The 19134-nt window shown below is 35.0% G+C and carries 15 protein-coding genes, 1 pseudogene and 1 other annotated feature; of the genes and pseudogenes, 15 read left to right on the forward strand and 1 reads right to left on the reverse strand.

The genetic code is table 11. The annotated features are described in order from the left end of the window. Positions 1-182: 182 nt before the first annotated feature. The 12 genes from rplK to tuf all read left to right on the forward strand — a co-directional run bounded on the left by rplK (position 183) and on the right by tuf (position 16091). A complete protein-coding gene (gene rplK, locus HMPREF2953_RS07540; protein WP_001832298.1) occupies positions 183-605 on the forward strand; it encodes a 50S ribosomal protein L11 in 423 nt (140 codons plus the stop codon). Positions 606-811: 206 nt separating this feature from the next. Beyond that, on the forward strand, positions 812-1507 hold the full coding sequence (gene rplA, locus HMPREF2953_RS07545; RefSeq protein ID WP_002449030.1) for a 50S ribosomal protein L1: 696 nt from the start codon (positions 812-814) through the stop codon (positions 1505-1507). A gap of 125 nt (positions 1508-1632) precedes the next feature. Continuing rightward, positions 1633-1786: a sequence feature (ribosomal protein L10 leader region), on the forward strand. Between the two features lie 30 nt (positions 1787-1816). After that, a complete protein-coding gene (rplJ, locus tag HMPREF2953_RS07550; RefSeq protein ID WP_002449049.1) occupies positions 1817-2317 on the forward strand; it encodes a 50S ribosomal protein L10 in 501 nt (166 codons plus the stop codon). A 39-nt stretch (positions 2318-2356) separates the two neighbouring features. Next, positions 2357-2725 (forward strand): 50S ribosomal protein L7/L12, encoded by a 369-nt coding sequence (gene rplL / locus HMPREF2953_RS07555; RefSeq protein WP_049336734.1) that lies wholly within the window; start codon positions 2357-2359, stop codon positions 2723-2725. A 171-nt stretch (positions 2726-2896) separates the two neighbouring features. Next, positions 2897-3505, forward strand: a complete 609-nt coding sequence (locus tag HMPREF2953_RS07560; protein WP_070672673.1) for a class I SAM-dependent methyltransferase — start codon at positions 2897-2899, stop codon at positions 3503-3505. A 203-nt stretch (positions 3506-3708) separates the two neighbouring features. Then, positions 3709-7260, forward strand: a complete 3552-nt coding sequence (gene rpoB / locus HMPREF2953_RS07565; protein WP_002449020.1) for a DNA-directed RNA polymerase subunit beta — start codon at positions 3709-3711, stop codon at positions 7258-7260. A 189-nt stretch (positions 7261-7449) separates the two neighbouring features. Further along, positions 7450-11043, forward strand: a complete 3594-nt coding sequence (gene rpoC / locus HMPREF2953_RS07570; protein ID WP_176746040.1) for a DNA-directed RNA polymerase subunit beta' — start codon at positions 7450-7452, stop codon at positions 11041-11043. A gap of 147 nt (positions 11044-11190) precedes the next feature. Next, positions 11191-11451: a ribosomal L7Ae/L30e/S12e/Gadd45 family protein gene (locus tag HMPREF2953_RS07575; protein WP_002449063.1), complete on the forward strand. Its 261-nt coding sequence runs from the start codon at positions 11191-11193 to the stop codon at positions 11449-11451. 89 nt (positions 11452-11540) lie between these two features. Then, entirely contained in the window at positions 11541-11954 is a 414-nt protein-coding gene (gene rpsL, locus HMPREF2953_RS07580; RefSeq protein WP_049336728.1) for a 30S ribosomal protein S12, read from the forward strand. Between the two features lie 69 nt (positions 11955-12023). Continuing rightward, positions 12024-12494: a 30S ribosomal protein S7 gene (gene rpsG, locus HMPREF2953_RS07585; RefSeq protein ID WP_001137495.1), complete on the forward strand. Its 471-nt coding sequence runs from the start codon at positions 12024-12026 to the stop codon at positions 12492-12494. 121 nt (positions 12495-12615) lie between these two features. Beyond that, the gene (gene fusA / locus HMPREF2953_RS07590; protein WP_070672679.1) at positions 12616-14697 is read left to right on the forward strand and encodes an elongation factor G; all 2082 of its coding nucleotides are present in this window, start codon (positions 12616-12618) and stop codon (positions 14695-14697) included. Between the two features lie 209 nt (positions 14698-14906). After that, a complete protein-coding gene (gene tuf / locus HMPREF2953_RS07595) occupies positions 14907-16091 on the forward strand; it encodes an elongation factor Tu (RefSeq protein WP_070672682.1) in 1185 nt (394 codons plus the stop codon). A gap of 182 nt (positions 16092-16273) precedes the next feature. Here the strand turns inward: tuf and HMPREF2953_RS07600 are convergent, their stop codons facing one another. Then, positions 16274-17440 (reverse strand): M20 family metallopeptidase, encoded by a 1167-nt coding sequence (locus tag HMPREF2953_RS07600; protein ID WP_070672685.1) that lies wholly within the window; start codon positions 17438-17440, stop codon positions 16274-16276. Between the two features lie 182 nt (positions 17441-17622). On the opposite strand from HMPREF2953_RS07600, the pseudogene HMPREF2953_RS07605 reads away from it, so the two are divergent. From HMPREF2953_RS07605 to HMPREF2953_RS07615, 3 genes and pseudogenes are all read left to right on the forward strand, one after another. Continuing rightward, positions 17623-17763 (forward strand): annotated as a pseudogene (locus HMPREF2953_RS07605) (8-amino-7-oxononanoate synthase); the annotation flags it as partial. Between the two features lie 156 nt (positions 17764-17919). Continuing rightward, positions 17920-18432: a GNAT family N-acetyltransferase gene (locus HMPREF2953_RS07610; RefSeq protein WP_070508223.1), complete on the forward strand. Its 513-nt coding sequence runs from the start codon at positions 17920-17922 to the stop codon at positions 18430-18432. A gap of 4 nt (positions 18433-18436) precedes the next feature. After that, positions 18437-18856, forward strand: coding sequence for an NUDIX hydrolase (locus HMPREF2953_RS07615; protein ID WP_070672720.1), 420 nt, complete (start codon positions 18437-18439; stop codon positions 18854-18856). Positions 18857-19134: the final 278 nt, after the last annotated feature.

The following is a 19134-nucleotide window of genomic DNA, read 5'->3' on the forward strand; positions in this document are numbered from 1 at the left end:
TTTAAATTATAAAGTATGATTTGCTTAAAAAGATGAAATTTTACTATTGATTTTTAATTAAGTTTAATGTTAAAATAATGTGGTCGCGTTTTTAGAACGCTCATTTCGTCACGAAATGTTTATGAGTGGGAGGGCAAAACTGAGCCCTGTGACCACATCACGATATCAAGGAGGTGCACATCGTGGCTAAAAAAGTAGAAAAAGTAGTTAAATTACAAATTCCTGCAGGTAAAGCGAACCCAGCACCACCAGTTGGTCCAGCATTAGGTCAAGCAGGTGTGAACATCATGGGATTCTGTAAAGAATTCAATGCACGTACACAAGAACAAGCAGGTTTAATCATTCCGGTAGAAATCAGTGTATATGAAGATCGTTCATTTACATTCATTACTAAAACTCCACCGGCTCCAGTACTACTTAAAAAAGCAGCTGGCGTTGAAAAAGGTTCTGGTGAACCAAACAAAACTAAAGTTGCTACAGTAACTAAAGATCAAGTACGTGAAATTGCTCAAACAAAAATGCAAGACTTAAACGCTGCAGACGAAGAAGCAGCTATGCGTATTATCGAAGGTACTGCACGTAGTATGGGTATCACTGTACAATAATTATTAAATGAAAATGAGTTTGAATTTGAAATAAACTGATAGACGATAGCAGGTAACAGAAACGACAACATATATTGTCTATGATTAGTCATTAGTAAATTAATATTTATTAATGACATCATCTGTTATCTGCTCTTAACTTGTGTAAATCACACAAGTAAGCGTGGGAGGAAATTCCGCTAAAACCACTAAAGGAGGAACAATAAATGGCTAAAAAAGGTAAAAAGTATCAAGAAGCAGCTAATAAAGTTGACCGTACTAAATACTATAGTGTTGAAGAAGCAATTAAATTAGCTAAAGAAACTAGTATCGCTAACTTTGATGCGTCAGTTGAAGTAGCATTCCGTTTAGGTATTGATACACGTAAAAATGACCAACAAATCCGTGGTGCAGTAGTGCTACCAAACGGTACTGGTAAATCACAACGTGTATTAGTTTTCGCTAAAGGCGATAAAATTACAGAAGCAGAAGAAGCAGGCGCAGATTACGTAGGTGAATCTGAATATGCTCAAAAAATCCAACAAGGTTGGTTCGACTTTGACGTAGTAGTAGCTACACCTGACATGATGGGTGAAGTTGGTAAATTAGGTCGTGTATTAGGACCTAAAGGTTTAATGCCAAACCCTAAAACTGGTACAGTAACTATGGACGTTAAAAAAGCTGTAGAAGAAATTAAAGCTGGTAAAGTTGAATATCGTGCTGAAAAAGCAGGTATCGTACATGCTACGATTGGTAAAGTATCTTTCGACGAAGAAAAATTAGTTGAAAACTTTAATGCTTTACAAGATGTTTTAGCTAAAGCTAAACCAGCATCTGCTAAAGGTACTTACTTCAAATCTGTTGCTGTAACTACAACAATGGGTCCTGGAGTTAAAGTAGATACTTCATCTTTTAAACTTTAATTTCAAATATATGAATAGATTGTAGACTGGTAGATAATCATTGCTTATTTTGAAAAAGATAAGATCATTTTCTTCCAGTCTTTTTAAAAAAACAATTGACATATTACAATAAACAAGTTATATTATTTATTGTGATTATTTTACCTAAGACAGTAGGAGTTAATCTTTAACTTAAAACAATATCCTACCGAGGCTAAAATTGACTTGAACGTGATGATTATTATAATGATCTTTCAAGCACTTTTTGCCGTGGGTAGAAAGTGCTTTTTTTATTAAAAAAGCACCAAAAATAAAAATGGAGGTGTCTGAATGTCTGCTATTATTGAAGCTAAAAAACAACAAGTTGACGTTATCGCTGAACAACTTAAAAATTCAGTTTCAACTGTTATCGTGGACTACCGTGGTTTAACTGTTGCGGAAGTAACTGATTTACGTGCTCAATTACGTGAAGCTGGTGTTGAGTATAAAGTATACAAAAACACATTAGTTCGTCGTGCAGCTGAAAAAGCAGGTATCGAAGGCTTAGATGAATTCTTAACTGGTCCTACAGCTATCGCTACAACTACTGATGATGTAGTTGCTCCAGCGAAAGTGATCTCAGGATTTGCTAAAGAACATGAAGCTTTAGAAATTAAAACAGGCGTTATGGAAGGCAACGTTATCTCAGCAGAAGAAGTTAAAACTGTTGGTTCATTACCTTCACACGATGGTCTTGTATCTATGCTTTTATCAGTATTACAAGCTCCAGTACGCAACTTCGCTTATGCGGTTAAAGCTGTTGGAGAACAAAAAGAAGAAAGCGCTGAATAATTGCGCATAAAATTTTAAAATAAATGGAGGAATAATAAAATGGCTAATCAAGAACAAATCATTGAAGCAATTAAAGAAATGTCAGTATTAGAATTAAACGATTTAGTAAAAGCAATTGAAGAAGAATTTGGTGTAACAGCAGCAGCTCCTGTAGCAGCAGCTGGTGCAGCTGGTGGCGGAGACGCTGGTGCAGAAAAAACTGAATTTGACGTTGAATTAACTTCAGCTGGATCTTCAAAAATCAAAGTTGTTAAAGCAGTTAAAGAAGCAACTGGCTTAGGCTTAAAAGACGCTAAAGAATTAGTAGACAACGCTCCTAAAGTAATCAAAGAAGCTGTTTCTAAAGAAGATGCTGAAAAACTTAAAGAACAATTAGAAGAAGTTGGAGCTACTGTAGAATTAAAATAATTCTAGTATCTTAACTTAATATATAAGTAAATCATTTTAACTTAGTCACTTTAGAGTGAAAGTGTTAATGATTACTTGCATTCTTTGAGAAATTAAAACCCCGTTATTGTTGATAACGGGGTTTTAATTCATTTTCTAATCAAATAGATGAACGAATAAAGAGGTGAAATCATGAGTCACTATTATGATGAAAATCCTGAAGTACAAAGTGATGAAAAAACAATTCAATACTTTTATCATAAATCTCAGTTAAAACTAACGACAGATGCAGGCGTTTTTTCAAAAGGAAAAGTAGACTTTGGGTCTGATTTATTAGTACAAACGTTTTTAAATGAATATCCACCAGGTCCAAGTAAACGTATCATTGATGTTGGCTGTGGTTATGGTCCTATTGGTTTAATGATTGCTAAAGTGTCACCACACCATCAAATGACTATGGTAGATGTGAATCATCGAGCTTTACATTTAGCTGAAAAGAACAAAAAACAAAATCAAATTGATAACGTCATCATTACAGAAAGTGATGGTCTGTCACAAGTTGAGAATGAATACTTTGACTTTGTATTAACAAATCCACCAATTAGAGCTGGAAAAAATGTTGTTCATCGAATCTTTGAAGAAGCATATCAAAAGCTAAAAAATCAAGGTGAACTCTATGTTGTCATTCAGAAAAAGCAAGGTATGCCTTCTGCTAAAAAGAAAATGGAAGAAATATTTAATAATGTAGAAACTGTGAACAAAAGTAAAGGGTACTATATATTGAAGAGCCAAAAAGGTTGATTTCAAAATGGTATTCTGATATAGTTATAAAATGTAAAAATTTATGTTCAACAAGTGTGTACTTTTACGCAAAATGAGCACGATAAACAAGAATAAGAAAAGAATCGAAAATGGTGTCATCAATTGTGTTGCCGTTTTCTTTTTGTCTTGTTATGTGAAATTTTGTGTATAAGTTCAACACAATATTTGAGGGGTGAATCTGTTTGGCAGGTCAAGTTGTCCAATATGGAAGACATCGTAAACGTAGAAATTATGCGAGAATTTCAGAAGTATTAGAATTACCTAACTTAATAGAAATTCAAACTAAATCTTATGACTGGTTCTTAAAAGAAGGTTTATTAGAAATGTTCCGTGATATTTCACCAATTGAAGATTTCACTGGAAACCTATCTTTAGAATTTGTGGATTATAGATTAGGTGAACCAAAATATGATTTAGAAGAATCAAAAAACCGTGACGCTACTTATGCTGCACCTCTTCGTGTTAAAGTACGTCTTATTATCAAAGAAACTGGTGAAGTTAAAGAACAAGAAGTTTTCATGGGTGACTTCCCATTGATGACGGATACTGGTACGTTCGTAATTAATGGTGCAGAACGTGTTATCGTTTCACAATTAGTACGTTCACCATCAGTATATTTTAATGAAAAAATAGATAAAAATGGACGTGAAAATTACGACGCAACGATTATTCCAAACCGTGGTGCGTGGTTAGAATATGAAACAGATGCTAAAGACATCGTTTACGTTCGAATTGATAGAACACGTAAATTACCTTTAACAGTATTATTACGTGCTTTAGGATTCTCTAGTGATCAAGAAATTATCGATTTATTAGGAGACAGTGAATACTTACGTAATACGCTTGAAAAAGATAGTACTGAAAATACTGAACAAGCTTTATTAGAAATCTATGAACGTTTACGTCCTGGTGAACCACCAACAGTTGAAAACGCAAAAAGCTTATTATATTCACGTTTCTTCGACCCTAAACGCTATGATTTAGCAAGTGTTGGTCGCTATAAAACAAATAAAAAGTTACACCTAAAACATCGTTTGTTTAACCAAAAATTAGCGGAACCAATCGTTGACAGCGAAACAGGTGAAATTGTTGCTGAAGAAGGAACAGTTTTAGATCGTCGTAAATTAGACGAAATTATGAATGTTTTAGAGTCAAATGCAAACAGTGAAGTGTTCGAGTTAGAAGGTAGCGTTATTGATGAACCTGTAGAAATTCAATCAATTAAAGTGTATGTTCCAAATGATGAAGAAGAACGCACTACAACAGTGATTGGTAATGCATTACCTGATTCAGAAGTGAAATGTATTACACCAGCAGATATTATTGCCTCAATGAGTTATTTCTTTAACTTATTGAATGGTATTGGTTATACAGATGATATTGACCATTTAGGTAATCGTCGTTTACGTTCAGTAGGTGAACTGTTACAAAACCAATTCCGAATTGGTTTATCTAGAATGGAACGTGTCGTTCGCGAAAGAATGTCTATTCAAGATACTGATTCAATTACACCACAACAATTAATTAATATTAGACCTGTAATTGCTTCAATTAAAGAATTCTTTGGTAGTTCTCAATTGTCTCAATTCATGGACCAAGCTAACCCATTAGCAGAGTTAACACATAAACGTCGTCTTTCTGCTTTAGGACCTGGTGGTTTAACACGTGAACGTGCACAAATGGAAGTTCGTGACGTACACTATTCTCACTATGGTCGTATGTGTCCAATTGAAACACCAGAGGGACCAAACATTGGTTTAATTAACTCATTATCTAGTTATGCACGTGTAAATGAATTTGGTTTTATCGAAACACCATATCGTAAAGTAGATATTGATACCAATTCAATTACTGATCAAATTGATTATTTAACTGCTGATGAAGAAGATAGCTATGTAGTTGCACAAGCCAATTCTCGTTTAGATGAAAATGGTCGTTTCCTAGATGATGAAGTGGTATGTCGTTTCCGTGGTAACAACACTGTGATGGCAAAAGAAAAAATGGACTACATGGATGTATCTCCTAAACAAGTAGTATCAGCGGCGACAGCTTGTATTCCATTCCTTGAAAACGATGACTCTAACCGTGCGTTAATGGGTGCGAACATGCAACGTCAAGCAGTACCATTGATGAATCCTGAAGCTCCATTTGTGGGTACAGGTATGGAACATGTGGCAGCTCGTGACTCTGGTGCAGCAATTACTGCAAAACATAGAGGTCGTGTTGAACACGTTGAATCTAATGAAATCTTAGTTCGTCGTTTAGTTGAGGAAAATGGAACTGAACATGAAGGCGAATTAGATCGTTACCCACTAGCTAAATTTAAACGTTCAAACTCTGGTACTTGTTATAACCAACGTCCAATCGTTTCTGTAGGTGACGTTGTAGAATATAATGAAATTTTAGCTGATGGTCCTTCAATGGAATTAGGAGAAATGGCATTAGGTCGTAACGTCGTTGTAGGTTTCATGACTTGGGACGGATATAACTATGAGGATGCCGTTATCATGAGTGAACGATTAGTTAAAGATGATGTATATACTTCAATTCATATTGAAGAATACGAATCTGAAGCACGTGATACTAAATTAGGACCTGAAGAAATCACACGTGATATTCCTAACGTTTCTGAAAATGCACTTAAAAACTTAGACGATCGTGGTATTATATACGTTGGTGCAGAAGTTAAAGATGGAGATATCTTAGTTGGTAAAGTAACGCCAAAAGGCGTTACAGAATTAACTGCAGAAGAACGATTATTACACGCTATCTTTGGTGAAAAAGCAAGAGAAGTTCGTGATACTTCATTACGTGTCCCACATGGTGCAGGTGGTATCGTTCTAGACGTTAAAGTATTTAATCGTGAAGAAGGCGATGATACGTTATCACCAGGTGTGAACCAACTTGTTCGTGTATATATCGTTCAAAAACGTAAAATCCATGTTGGGGACAAAATGTGTGGTCGTCATGGTAACAAAGGGGTTATCTCTAAGATTGTTCCTGAAGAAGATATGCCTTACTTACCAGATGGACGTCCAATCGATATCATGTTAAACCCACTAGGTGTACCATCACGTATGAACATTGGACAAGTTTTAGAGTTACATTTAGGTATGGCTGCTAAAAACTTAGGTATTCATGTTGCTTCTCCAGTATTCGATGGTGCAAACGACGATGATGTATGGTCTACAATCGAAGAGGCTGGTATGGCACGTGATGGTAAAACAGTATTATATGATGGACGTACTGGTGAACCATTTGATAATCGTATTTCTGTTGGAGTAATGTATATGCTTAAACTTGCTCACATGGTTGACGATAAATTGCATGCACGTTCAACTGGACCTTACTCACTTGTTACACAACAACCACTTGGTGGTAAAGCACAATTCGGTGGACAACGTTTCGGTGAGATGGAGGTATGGGCACTTGAAGCTTATGGTGCAGCATACACATTACAAGAAATCTTAACTTATAAATCTGACGATACTGTAGGTCGTGTTAAAACATACGAATCTATCGTTAAAGGTGAAAACATTTCAAGACCAAGTGTTCCTGAATCATTCCGAGTATTGATGAAAGAATTACAAAGTTTAGGTTTAGATGTAAAAGTTATGGATGAACATGATAATGAAATCGAAATGGCCGATGTTGATGATGAAGATGCAACTGAGCGCAAAGTAGATTTACAACAAAAAGATGTTCCAGAAACTCAAAAAGAAACTAACGAATAATAAAATTATAAATTTAAGATGAATAAACATGAGTTGCGTAATTTTAATCTCATCAAGATTTAGATTGCGCACTGATGTGCATCTTATGTATGTGATGTCAGTTTCAGTAAATGTAAATCAATCAAATAGCACAGCTAATCTAAATTGAAGGAGGTAGGCTCCTTGATTGATGTAAATAATTTCCATTATATGAAAATCGGTTTAGCCTCACCTGAAAAAATCCGTTCTTGGTCATATGGTGAAGTGAAAAAACCAGAAACAATAAACTATCGTACTTTGAAACCTGAGAAAGATGGTCTTTTCTGTGAAAGAATTTTTGGACCTACAAAAGACTGGGAGTGTAGTTGTGGTAAGTACAAACGTGTACGCTACAAAGGCATGGTTTGTGACCGTTGTGGTGTAGAAGTCACAAAATCTAAAGTTCGTCGTGAAAGAATGGGTCATATTGAATTAGCAGCACCTGTTTCTCACATTTGGTACTTTAAAGGTATCCCAAGTCGCATGGGTCTTTTATTAGATATGTCTCCAAGATCATTAGAAGAAGTTATTTATTTTGCTTCTTATGTGGTTGTAGATCCAGGTCCAACTGGATTAGAGAAAAAATCATTATTATCTGAAGCTGAATTCAGAGAATATTATGATAAATACCCAGGTCAATTTGTAGCAAAAATGGGTGCAGAAGGTATTAAAGACCTATTAGAAGAAATTGACTTAGATGAAGAATTAAAAGCATTACGTGATGAATTAGAATCAGCAACTGGACAAAGATTAACACGTGCAATTAAACGTTTAGAAGTTGTGGAATCATTTAGAAATTCTGGAAATAATCCTTCATGGATGATTTTAGATGTACTACCAATTATTCCACCAGAAATTCGTCCTATGGTTCAATTAGATGGTGGACGTTTTGCAACAAGTGATTTAAATGATTTATATCGTCGTGTTATTAACCGTAATAATCGTTTGAAACGTTTATTAGATCTTGGTGCTCCTGGTATCATCGTTCAAAACGAAAAACGTATGTTACAAGAAGCAGTAGATGCACTAATCGATAATGGTCGTCGTGGTCGTCCAGTAACTGGTCCAGGTAATAGACCATTGAAATCTTTATCACATATGTTAAAAGGTAAACAAGGTCGTTTCCGTCAAAACTTACTTGGTAAACGCGTTGACTACTCAGGTCGTTCAGTTATCGCGGTAGGACCAAACTTGAAAATGTATCAATGTGGTCTTCCAAAAGAAATGGCACTTGAATTATTTAAACCTTTCGTAATGAAAGAATTAGTTCAACGTGAAATCGCAACAAACATTAAAAATGCGAAAAGTAAAATTGAACGCATGGATGATGAAGTATGGGATGTATTAGAAGATGTCATTAGAGAACACCCAGTATTACTTAACCGTGCACCAACGCTTCATAGATTAGGTATTCAAGCTTTCGAACCTACTTTAGTAGAAGGACGTGCAATCCGTTTACATCCACTTGTAACAACAGCTTATAACGCTGACTTTGATGGTGACCAAATGGCGGTACACGTACCATTATCTAAAGAAGCACAAGCTGAAGCACGTATGTTAATGTTAGCGGCGCAACATATCTTGAACCCTAAAGATGGTAAACCAGTTGTTACACCATCACAAGATATGGTATTAGGTAACTATTACTTAACTTTAGAACGTAAAGATGCTGTAAATACTGGTATAATCTTTAATGATACAAATGAAGTGCTTAAAGCATATGCAAATGGTTATGTGCATCTACACACTCGTATAGGTTTACATGCACGTTCACTTAATAACCCTACATTTACTGAAGACCAAAATAATAAAATTTTAGCTACTTCTGTAGGTAAAGTGATCTTTAATGAAATCATTCCAGATTCATTTGCATATATTAATGAACCTACTCAAGAAAACTTAGAAGATAAAACACCTGATAAATATTTTGTTGATCCAACACAATTAGGTGAAGGTGGTCTTAAAGCTTACTTCGAAGAGCAAGAACTTACTGCACCTTTCAACAAAAAATTCTTAGGTAATATTATTGCTGAAGTATTTAACAGATTTAGCATCACAGATACATCAATGATGCTTGACCGTATGAAAGATTTAGGATTCAAATTCTCATCTAAAGCTGGTATCACAGTTGGTGTATCTGATATCGTAGTACTTCCAGATAAACAACAAATTTTAGATGAACATGAAAAATTAGTAGAACGTGTATCTAAACAATTTAATCGTGGTTTAATCACTGAAGATGAACGTTACAACGCAGTTGTTGAAATTTGGACAGATGCTAAAGATCAAATTCAAGACGAATTAATGCAATCACTTGAAAAAACAAACCCAATCTTTATGATGAGTGACTCAGGTGCCCGTGGTAACGCATCTAACTTCACACAATTAGCCGGTATGCGTGGATTAATGGCTGCGCCATCAGGTAAAATTATTGAGTTACCAATTACTTCATCATTCCGTGAAGGTTTAACAGTATTAGAATACTTCATTTCAACGCATGGTGCGCGTAAAGGTCTTGCCGATACAGCACTTAAAACAGCTGATTCAGGTTATCTTACTCGTCGGCTTGTTGACGTTGCACAAGATGTTATCGTTCGTGAAGAAGATTGTGGTACGGACCGTGGTTTATTAGTTTCTGATATTAAAGAAGGTACAGAAATGATTGAACCATTTGTCGAACGTATTGAAGGACGTTATTCTAAAGAAACAATTCGTCATCCTGAAACGAATGAAATCATTATTCGTCCTGATGAATTAATCACACCTGAAATTGCTAAGAAAATTACAAATGCAGGTATTGAAAAAATGTATATCCGTTCAGCATTTACATGTAATACTCGTCATGGTGTATGTGAAAAATGTTACGGTAAAAACCTTGCTACAGGTGAAAAAGTTGAAGTAGGTGAAGCAGTTGGTACTATTGCCGCTCAATCAATTGGTGAACCTGGTACTCAACTTACAATGCGTACTTTCCATACAGGTGGGGTAGCAGGAAGCGATATCACTCAAGGTCTTCCTCGTATCCAAGAGATCTTTGAAGCACGTAACCCTAAAGGCCAAGCGGTAATTACTGAAATCGAAGGTGTCGTTGAAGATATTAAATTAGCAAAAGATCGCCAACAAGAAATTGTGATTAAAGGCGCTAATGAAACAAGATCTTATCTTGCTTCAGGTACTTCAAGAATTAAAGTAGAAATTGGCCAATCAGTAGAACGTGGAGAAGTATTAACTGAAGGTTCTATTGAACCTAAGAACTTCTTAGCTGTTGCTGGTTTAAACGCGACTGAAAGCTACTTACTTAAAGAAGTGCAAAAAGTTTATCGTATGCAAGGTGTAGAAATTGACGATAAACACGTTGAAGTAATGGTTAGACAAATGTTACGTAAAGTAAGAATTATTGAAGCTGGTGACACTAAACTTCTACCAGGTTCATTAGTAGATATTCATAACTTTACTGATGCTAATAGAGAAGCGTTTAAAGAACGCAAACGCCCAGCTACTGCAAAACCAGTATTACTTGGTATTACTAAAGCATCTCTTGAAACAGAAAGCTTCTTATCTGCGGCTTCTTTCCAAGAAACTACTCGTGTACTTACTGATGCTGCTATTAAAGGTAAACGCGATGACTTACTTGGACTTAAAGAGAATGTTATTATTGGTAAACTTATCCCAGCTGGTACAGGTATGAGACGTTATAGTGACGTTAAATACGATAAAGTGGGTACTCCAGTTGCTGAAACTGACGAAGCAGAAGTGACTGAGTAATTAATGTGAAAGTAACTTGGAACTTTAATTTGTTCCAAGTTCTTTTCTTTTAATATTTACAGAAAATGATAAAAAATGTTGACTAATTATTATATAAAGTGTTATTATTGTAAAGGTTGATGCAAGCAGAACTTTGGAGGATATTTAATGTCTAATGAAAAAGTTGCACGCTTTAACAAACAACATTTTGTAGTTGGTCTTAAACAAACGTTAAAAGCGTTGAAAAAAGATCAAGTTACATCATTGATTATTGCTAAAGATGTTGAGATATATTTATTAGCTCAAGTATTTAGCCAAATCAATCATAAAAGCATACCGATTACTTATTTCGAAAGCAAATCGGCTTTAGGAAAAGCAGTAGGTATTAATGTTAATGCGACAATTGTTGCGTTATTGAATGAGAATTAGTAAGTATAAAAACTTACTAAATTTTATTTAACCTAAAAATGAACCACCTGGATGTGTGGAATTAAAAAATGAAGAGAGGAGGACATTCAATGCCAACTATTAACCAATTAGTACGTAAACCTAGACAAAGTAAATCTAAAAAATCAGATTCACCAGCGTTAAACAGAGGTTTCAATAGTAAAAAGAAACAATTTACTCACTTAAACTCACCTCAAAAACGTGGTGTTTGTACTCGTGTAGGTACAATGACACCTAAAAAACCTAACTCAGCGTTACGTAAATACGCTCGTGTGCGTTTATCAAACAACATTGAAGTCAACGCATACATTCCTGGTATCGGCCATAACTTACAAGAACACAGTGTTGTACTTGTACGTGGTGGACGTGTAAAAGACTTACCTGGTGTGCGTTACCATATTGTACGTGGTGCGCTTGATACTTCAGGTGTAGATGGACGTAGACAAGGACGTTCATTATACGGAACTAAAAAACCTAAAAATTAAGTTTAAGATTGTGTAAATTTTACTATCAATTTTTAAGAATATATTATAATAGGAAGGGAGGACTTTATAATGCCTCGTAAAGGATCAGTACCTAAAAGAGACGTATTACCAGATCCAATTCATAACTCTAAGTTAGTTACAAAATTAATTAACAAAATTATGTTAGATGGTAAACGCGGAACAGCACAAAGAATTCTTTATTCTGCATTTGACCTTGTAGAACAACGCAGTGGTCGTGATGCTTTAGAAGTATTCGAAGAAGCTATTAACAACATTATGCCAGTATTAGAAGTAAAAGCGCGTCGTGTAGGTGGTTCAAACTACCAAGTACCTGTTGAGGTGCGCCCAGAACGTCGTACGACTTTAGGATTACGTTGGTTAGTAAACTACGCTCGTCTTCGTGGTGAAAAAACTATGGAAGATCGTTTAGCTAACGAAATCTTAGATGCTGCTAATAATACAGGTGGTGCAGTCAAAAAACGTGAGGACACTCACAAAATGGCTGAAGCGAACAAAGCATTCGCTCACTATCGTTGGTAAGATTAAAGCTTTAACCCTGAGTGTGTTCCGTCATATTGGTTTACCAAGAAAAATGGTTCATGCTTAGGGCATCGCCATATTCTATAGTACTTATTCAGTAATAACTGGAAGGAGAAAAACAATGGCTAGAGACTTTTCTTTGAAAAACACTCGTAATATCGGTATCATGGCTCACATCGATGCTGGTAAAACTACAACGACTGAACGTATTCTTTATTATACAGGTCGTATCCACAAAATTGGTGAAACACATGAAGGTGCTTCACAAATGGACTGGATGGAACAAGAACAAGATCGTGGTATTACAATCACATCAGCTGCAACAACAGCTTCTTGGAAAGACCACCGCGTTAACATTATCGATACACCAGGACACGTAGACTTCACTGTAGAAGTTGAACGTTCATTACGTGTACTTGATGGAGCGGTTACTGTACTTGATGCTCAATCAGGTGTAGAACCTCAAACTGAAACAGTTTGGCGTCAAGCTACTACTTATGGTGTTCCTCGTATTGTATTCGTTAACAAAATGGATAAACTTGGTGCAAACTTTGAGTATTCAGTAAGCACATTACATGATCGCTTACAAGCAAATGCAGCACCTATCCAATTACCAATTGGTGCCGAAGATGAATTTGAAGCAATCATCGACTTAGTTGAAATGAAATGTTTCAAATATACAAATGACTTAGGTACAGAAATTGATGAAATTGAAATTCCTGAAGATCACAAAGAAAGAGCAGAAGAAGCTCGTTCTAATTTAATCGAAGCAGTTGCAGAAACTAGCGACGAATTAATGGAAAAATATCTTAGTGACGAAGAAATTTCAGTAGCTGAATTAAAAAATGCTATCCGCCAAGCCACTACTGACGTAGAATTCTACCCAGTACTTTGTGGTACAGCATTCAAAAACAAAGGTGTTCAATTAATGCTTAATGCAGTAATTGATTACTTACCATCACCATTAGATGTTAAACCTATCGTAGGTCATCGTGCTGAAAATCCTGATGAAGAAGTCATTGCAAAAGCTGACGATAATGGCGAATTCGCGGCATTAGCTTTCAAAGTTATGACTGACCCTTATGTTGGTAAATTAACTTTCTTCCGTGTATATTCAGGTACGTTAACATCTGGTTCATACATTAAAAACTCAACAAAAAATAAGCGTGAACGTGTAGGTCGTTTATTACAAATGCATGCGAACTCTCGTCAAGAAATTGACACTGTTTACTCAGGAGATATTGCTGCAGCTGTAGGTCTTAAAGAAACAGGTACTGGTGACACTTTATGTGGTGAGAAAAATGACATTATCTTGGAATCAATGGAATTCCCAGAACCAGTTATTCACTTATCAGTAGAACCTAAATCTAAAGCTGACCAAGATAAAATGACTCAAGCTTTAGTTAAATTACAAGAAGAAGACCCTACTTTCCATGCACATACTGACGAAGAAACTGGACAAGTTATCATCGGTGGTATGGGTGAGTTACACTTAGATATCTTAGTAGACCGTATGAAAAAAGAATTCAACGTTGAATGTAACGTAGGTGCACCAATGGTTTCATATCGTGAAACATTTAAACAATCTGCTCAAGTTCAAGGTAAATTCTCTCGTCAATCAGGTGGTCGTGGACAATATGGTGATGTTCATATTGAATTCACTCCAAATGAAACTGGCGCAGGGTTCGAATTCGAAAACGCTATCGTTGGTGGTGTAGTTCCTCGTGAATATATTCCATCAGTTGAAGCTGGTCTTAAAGATGCTATGGAAAACGGTGTATTAGCTGGTTATCCATTAATTGATGTTAAAGCTAAATTATTTGATGGTTCATACCATGATGTCGATTCATCAGAAATGGCCTTCAAAATTGCTGCATCATTAGCACTTAAAGAAGCTGCTAAAAAATGTGATCCAGTTATCTTAGAACCAATGATGAAAGTTACAATCGAAATGCCTGAAGAATACATGGGCGATATCATGGGTGACGTAACAGCTCGTCGTGGACGTGTTGATGGTATGGAACCACGTGGTAATGCACAAGTTGTTAACGCTTATGTACCACTTTCAGAAATGTTTGGTTATGCAACTTCATTACGTTCTAACACTCAAGGTCGCGGTACTTACACTATGTACTTTGACCATTATGCAGAAGTTCCAAAATCAATTGCTGAAGAAATCATCAAAAAAAATAAAGGTGAATAATATAACTTGTTTTAACTAGTAAATCTAGGTAAAATACAGCTTGAGCTTATTAATTAAGCATTCATCTTTATGAATTGATTTTTTATCCAAAATGCATTATAAAAGAACTATGAATTCTTTTTAGAACAATCATTATGTCTCATGATAGTGAGTAACTATCATGAGAGATAATATTGAAATAACTTAACTAGAATAGGAGAGATTTAATAATGGCAAAAGAAAAATTTGATCGCTCAAAAGAACATGCCAATATTGGTACTATCGGTCACGTTGACCATGGTAAAACTACTTTAACAGCTGCTATCGCAACTGTATTAGCTAAAAATGGTGACAGTGTAGCACAATCATATGACATGATTGACAACGCTCCAGAAGAAAAAGAACGTGGTATTACAATCAATACTGCACACATCGAATATCAAACTGACAAACGTCACTATGCTCACGTTGACTGCCCAGGACACGCTGACTATGTTAAAAACATGATCACTGGTGCTGCTCAAATGGACGGCGCTATCTTAGTAGTATCTGCTGCTGATGGTCCAATGCCACAAACTCGTGAACACATTCTTTTATCACGTAACGTAGGTGTACCAGCATTAGTAGTATTCTTAAACAAAGTTGACATGGTTGACGATGAAGAATTATTAGAATTAGTTGAAATGGAAGTACGTGACTTATTATCTGAATACGACTTCCCAGGTGACGACGTACCTGTAATCGCTGGTTCAGCTTTAAAAGCTTTAGAAGGCGATGCTCAATACGAAGAAAAAATCTTAGAATTAATGCAAGCAGTTGATGATTATATTCCAACTCCAGAACGTGACTCTGATAAACCATTCATGATGCCAGTTGAGGACGTATTCTCAATCACTGGTCGTGGTACTGTTGCTACAGGCCGTGTTGAACGTGGTCAAATCAAAGTTGGTGAAGAAGTTGAAATTATTGGTATCAAAGAAACTTCTAAAACAACTGTTACTGGTGTAGAAATGTTCCGTAAATTATTAGACTACGCTGAAGCTGGTGACAACATCGGTGCTTTATTACGTGGTGTTGCTCGTGAAGATGTACAACGTGGTCAAGTATTAGCTGCTCCAGGTTCAATTACACCTCACACAAAATTCAAAGCAGACGTATACGTTTTATCAAAAGATGAAGGTGGACGTCATACTCCATTCTTCTCTAACTATCGTCCACAATTCTATTTCCGTACTACTGACGTAACTGGTGTTGTTAACTTACCAGAAGGTACTGAAATGGTAATGCCTGGCGACAACGTTGAAATGACAGTAGAATTAATCGCTCCTATCGCGATTGAAGACGGTACTCGTTTCTCAATCCGTGAAGGTGGACGTACTGTAGGATCAGGCGTTGTAACTGAAATCTTCGAATAATTTATTATTTGATATGGAAGACTCCCTTAGTGGGGGTCTTTTTTTATTTGAAAATAAGACTTGAGTTCACTGCGCTTTCATTTAGAAAAGAATATTAATAAAATAGCCCATAGATAAATACTATCTATGAGCTGGTTCAATCGTTTATATTCTAAGATTTACGATACATATTTAACAATGAATTAAAAAACGCTTTCAAGTTCTAAGATTTTAAGAAATTCACTTGCAGCATATTTAAATGATGCTTCATCAATATCAAAATGAGGATTGTGATGTGGGGCTGTAATACCTTTATCAGCATTGCCACATCCAGTTAAGAAAAATGCACCAGGTCGGACTTTTAGATAGTGTGAAAAGTCTTCACCAATCATCATCAGTTCTGATTTATTAAAACGTAAATGTAAATCATTTGCCGCTTGTTTAACTGTTTCATAAGCTGCTTCATGATTATGAACTGGTAAATACCCTCTAATATACTCCATGTCATAAGTGATATCATTCGCTAATGCAAGACCTTGTAATAACTTGTCCATTTTCTCTTGAACATGAGCTTGTAGTTTTGTATCAAAGGTACGTACGGTCCCTTTACAAAATGCTGAATCTGGAATAACACTATCAGAAGAACCTGCTTGTACCATACCAAAGGTTAATACTGCTTCTTTTACAGGATCAATGGTACGAGAAATGATTTTTTGAGCACTTAGTATAAACTCAGCCATAATTACAATTGGATCAATTGTTTCATGAGGTTTAGCTCCATGACCTCCTTTACCTTTAATGGTAATCGAGAATTCATCTGGAGAAGCCATGATTGCACCTGGTCTTGAATAAATTGTACCAGTAGGATAACCACTCCAAAGATGAGTACCATAAATTTTATCAACATCGTTTAAACAGCCATCATCAATCATTTCTTGAGAGCCGCCTGGCATAATCTCTTCACCATATTGAAAAATAAATACAACATTTCCTTTTAATAAGTGACGATGTTCGTGAACAATTTCAGCAACACCTAATAAAATAGCAGTATGACCATCGTGACCACATGCATGCATAAAACCATCGTTTTTAGATTTATATGGAACGTCGTTTAATTCTTGGACTGGTAATGCATCGAAGTCTGCACGAAATGCAATAGTTGGACCATTTTCTTTTCCTTTAAAAGTTGCTTTGATACCATTTCGTCCTACAGGTGACACAATCTCACAGTCTAAATGACTTAACTGATTGAGAATGTAGTTATGTGTCCACGTTTCTTCAAATGAAGGCTCTGGATATTGATGCATATAGCGACGCATTTGAATCATTCTATTTTCTTTTTCACTGGCTAATTGAAACCAATCAAACACATTGACCACTTCTTCCTAATTATTATGAACTTTAGTATAACAAATTCTACTTAAACTCAGTAGTCACTCATTATAATTTTAATAAAAGATACACTATCAGGTATTAAATGAATGAATTATCTTATAATATAAAATGATTATGATGATAATAAATGATGATGAATCAATAATAAAAGAGAAATGATGAGACACATGGTTTTGTGATAGATAAAGGTGCAGGAATAGTAAAACATTTAGACTTACAAGACAAAATTGATTTCCAAATCGGTACATTATCTAAAGCTATCGATGTCGTAGGTGATTATGTCGCACGCACTAAAAAATGTTAGATCAAGCACTTAAAGTATTAAAAAGTTGGAAAAGGTTAAATAGTATTAAATAAACATTTAATTAATTTGAGTCATCTATTAGTTTAAATGTATAAATGGATTGTTTTTCATTTTTAGTGGTACACTAATTGTAAAAAAAGAGGTGTATACATGCTTGAATTAAGAAAACTAGAGTATAAAGATAAAGAAAGTTTAATTCGATATTTACAATATTGGTATGACAACAATGAGAAAATTGTTCCATCTAATGTCGATGTCGCACATTATCAATCTTTTCAACAAATGGTCGAACAATTGAATCATCCACCCGTAAATATGAATACCGTTCCTTCTACAACATTATTTTATTTTAAAAATGATGATATTGTTGGTGCAGTAAATATTCGTCATGAACTTAATGATAAATTAAAAAACATTGGAGGACATGTAGGCTATGGCGTCGCCAAACCATACAGAGGAAATGGTTATGCTTCAAGCATGTTAGAAGAAGCACTAAATAGACTAAATAAAATGGGGATACATAAAGTATTGATGACATGTAATCCTTATAATGATGCTTCACAAAAAGTAATAAAAAAACATGGAGGATATGAAATTAATTCGTACATTAAAAAAAACGGCCAGCCAGTAAGTCGATTTGAAATTCCAAATGATGGAAGGTGAAACTGTGAAAGATTTAAAAGTAGTATATGCGCTCATACAAAATCAAGAAAGAAAAGTATTACTTGTTAATAATACAGATGGCGGGGGGTGGTCATTACCAGGAGGAAAGGTAGAAAAGGGAGAGACACTAGTTGAAGCTTTGAAACGTGAAGTAATGGAAGAAACAGGTCTTAATGCTAAGATTGGAGATATCGTAAGTATTAATGAAGGTAAATCCACTCAAATGAATGTACACACATTATTTATTATGTTTAAAGCTACAATTAAAAATGAAGTCATAGATATACAGATGAAAAATGAAATTTCAGAAACAAAATGGATGACTATCGAAGAAGCAGACCAAAAACTTACATACTATAATCATAGTTTAAAAGTATTTTTAGATAATAAAGCTACCTATTATAATGAAGGTATTATAGATTAAACAACAAGTATTATAGCAATCATTTATAGAAAGATAAAAAAATCACTTTTCTCATAAGAAAAGTGATGGTGTCAAAAGTTTATAAATAGTTTCATATTGTTATGAAATCGCAAGGCACTATACTATATAAATAGTACCTTTTATTTATAATATAAAGATATCATCAATTTTATATCATCACAATAATAAGTTAATAAAATCTATAAAAAATATTAATATTCAATTGATTAGAATATATAATGATTAAATTGGATGATTGCTACTTCTACTCTATTAAT

Source organism: Staphylococcus sp. HMSC072E01 (genome assembly GCF_001814125.1).
GTDB lineage: Bacteria > Bacillota > Bacilli > Staphylococcales > Staphylococcaceae > Staphylococcus > Staphylococcus hominis.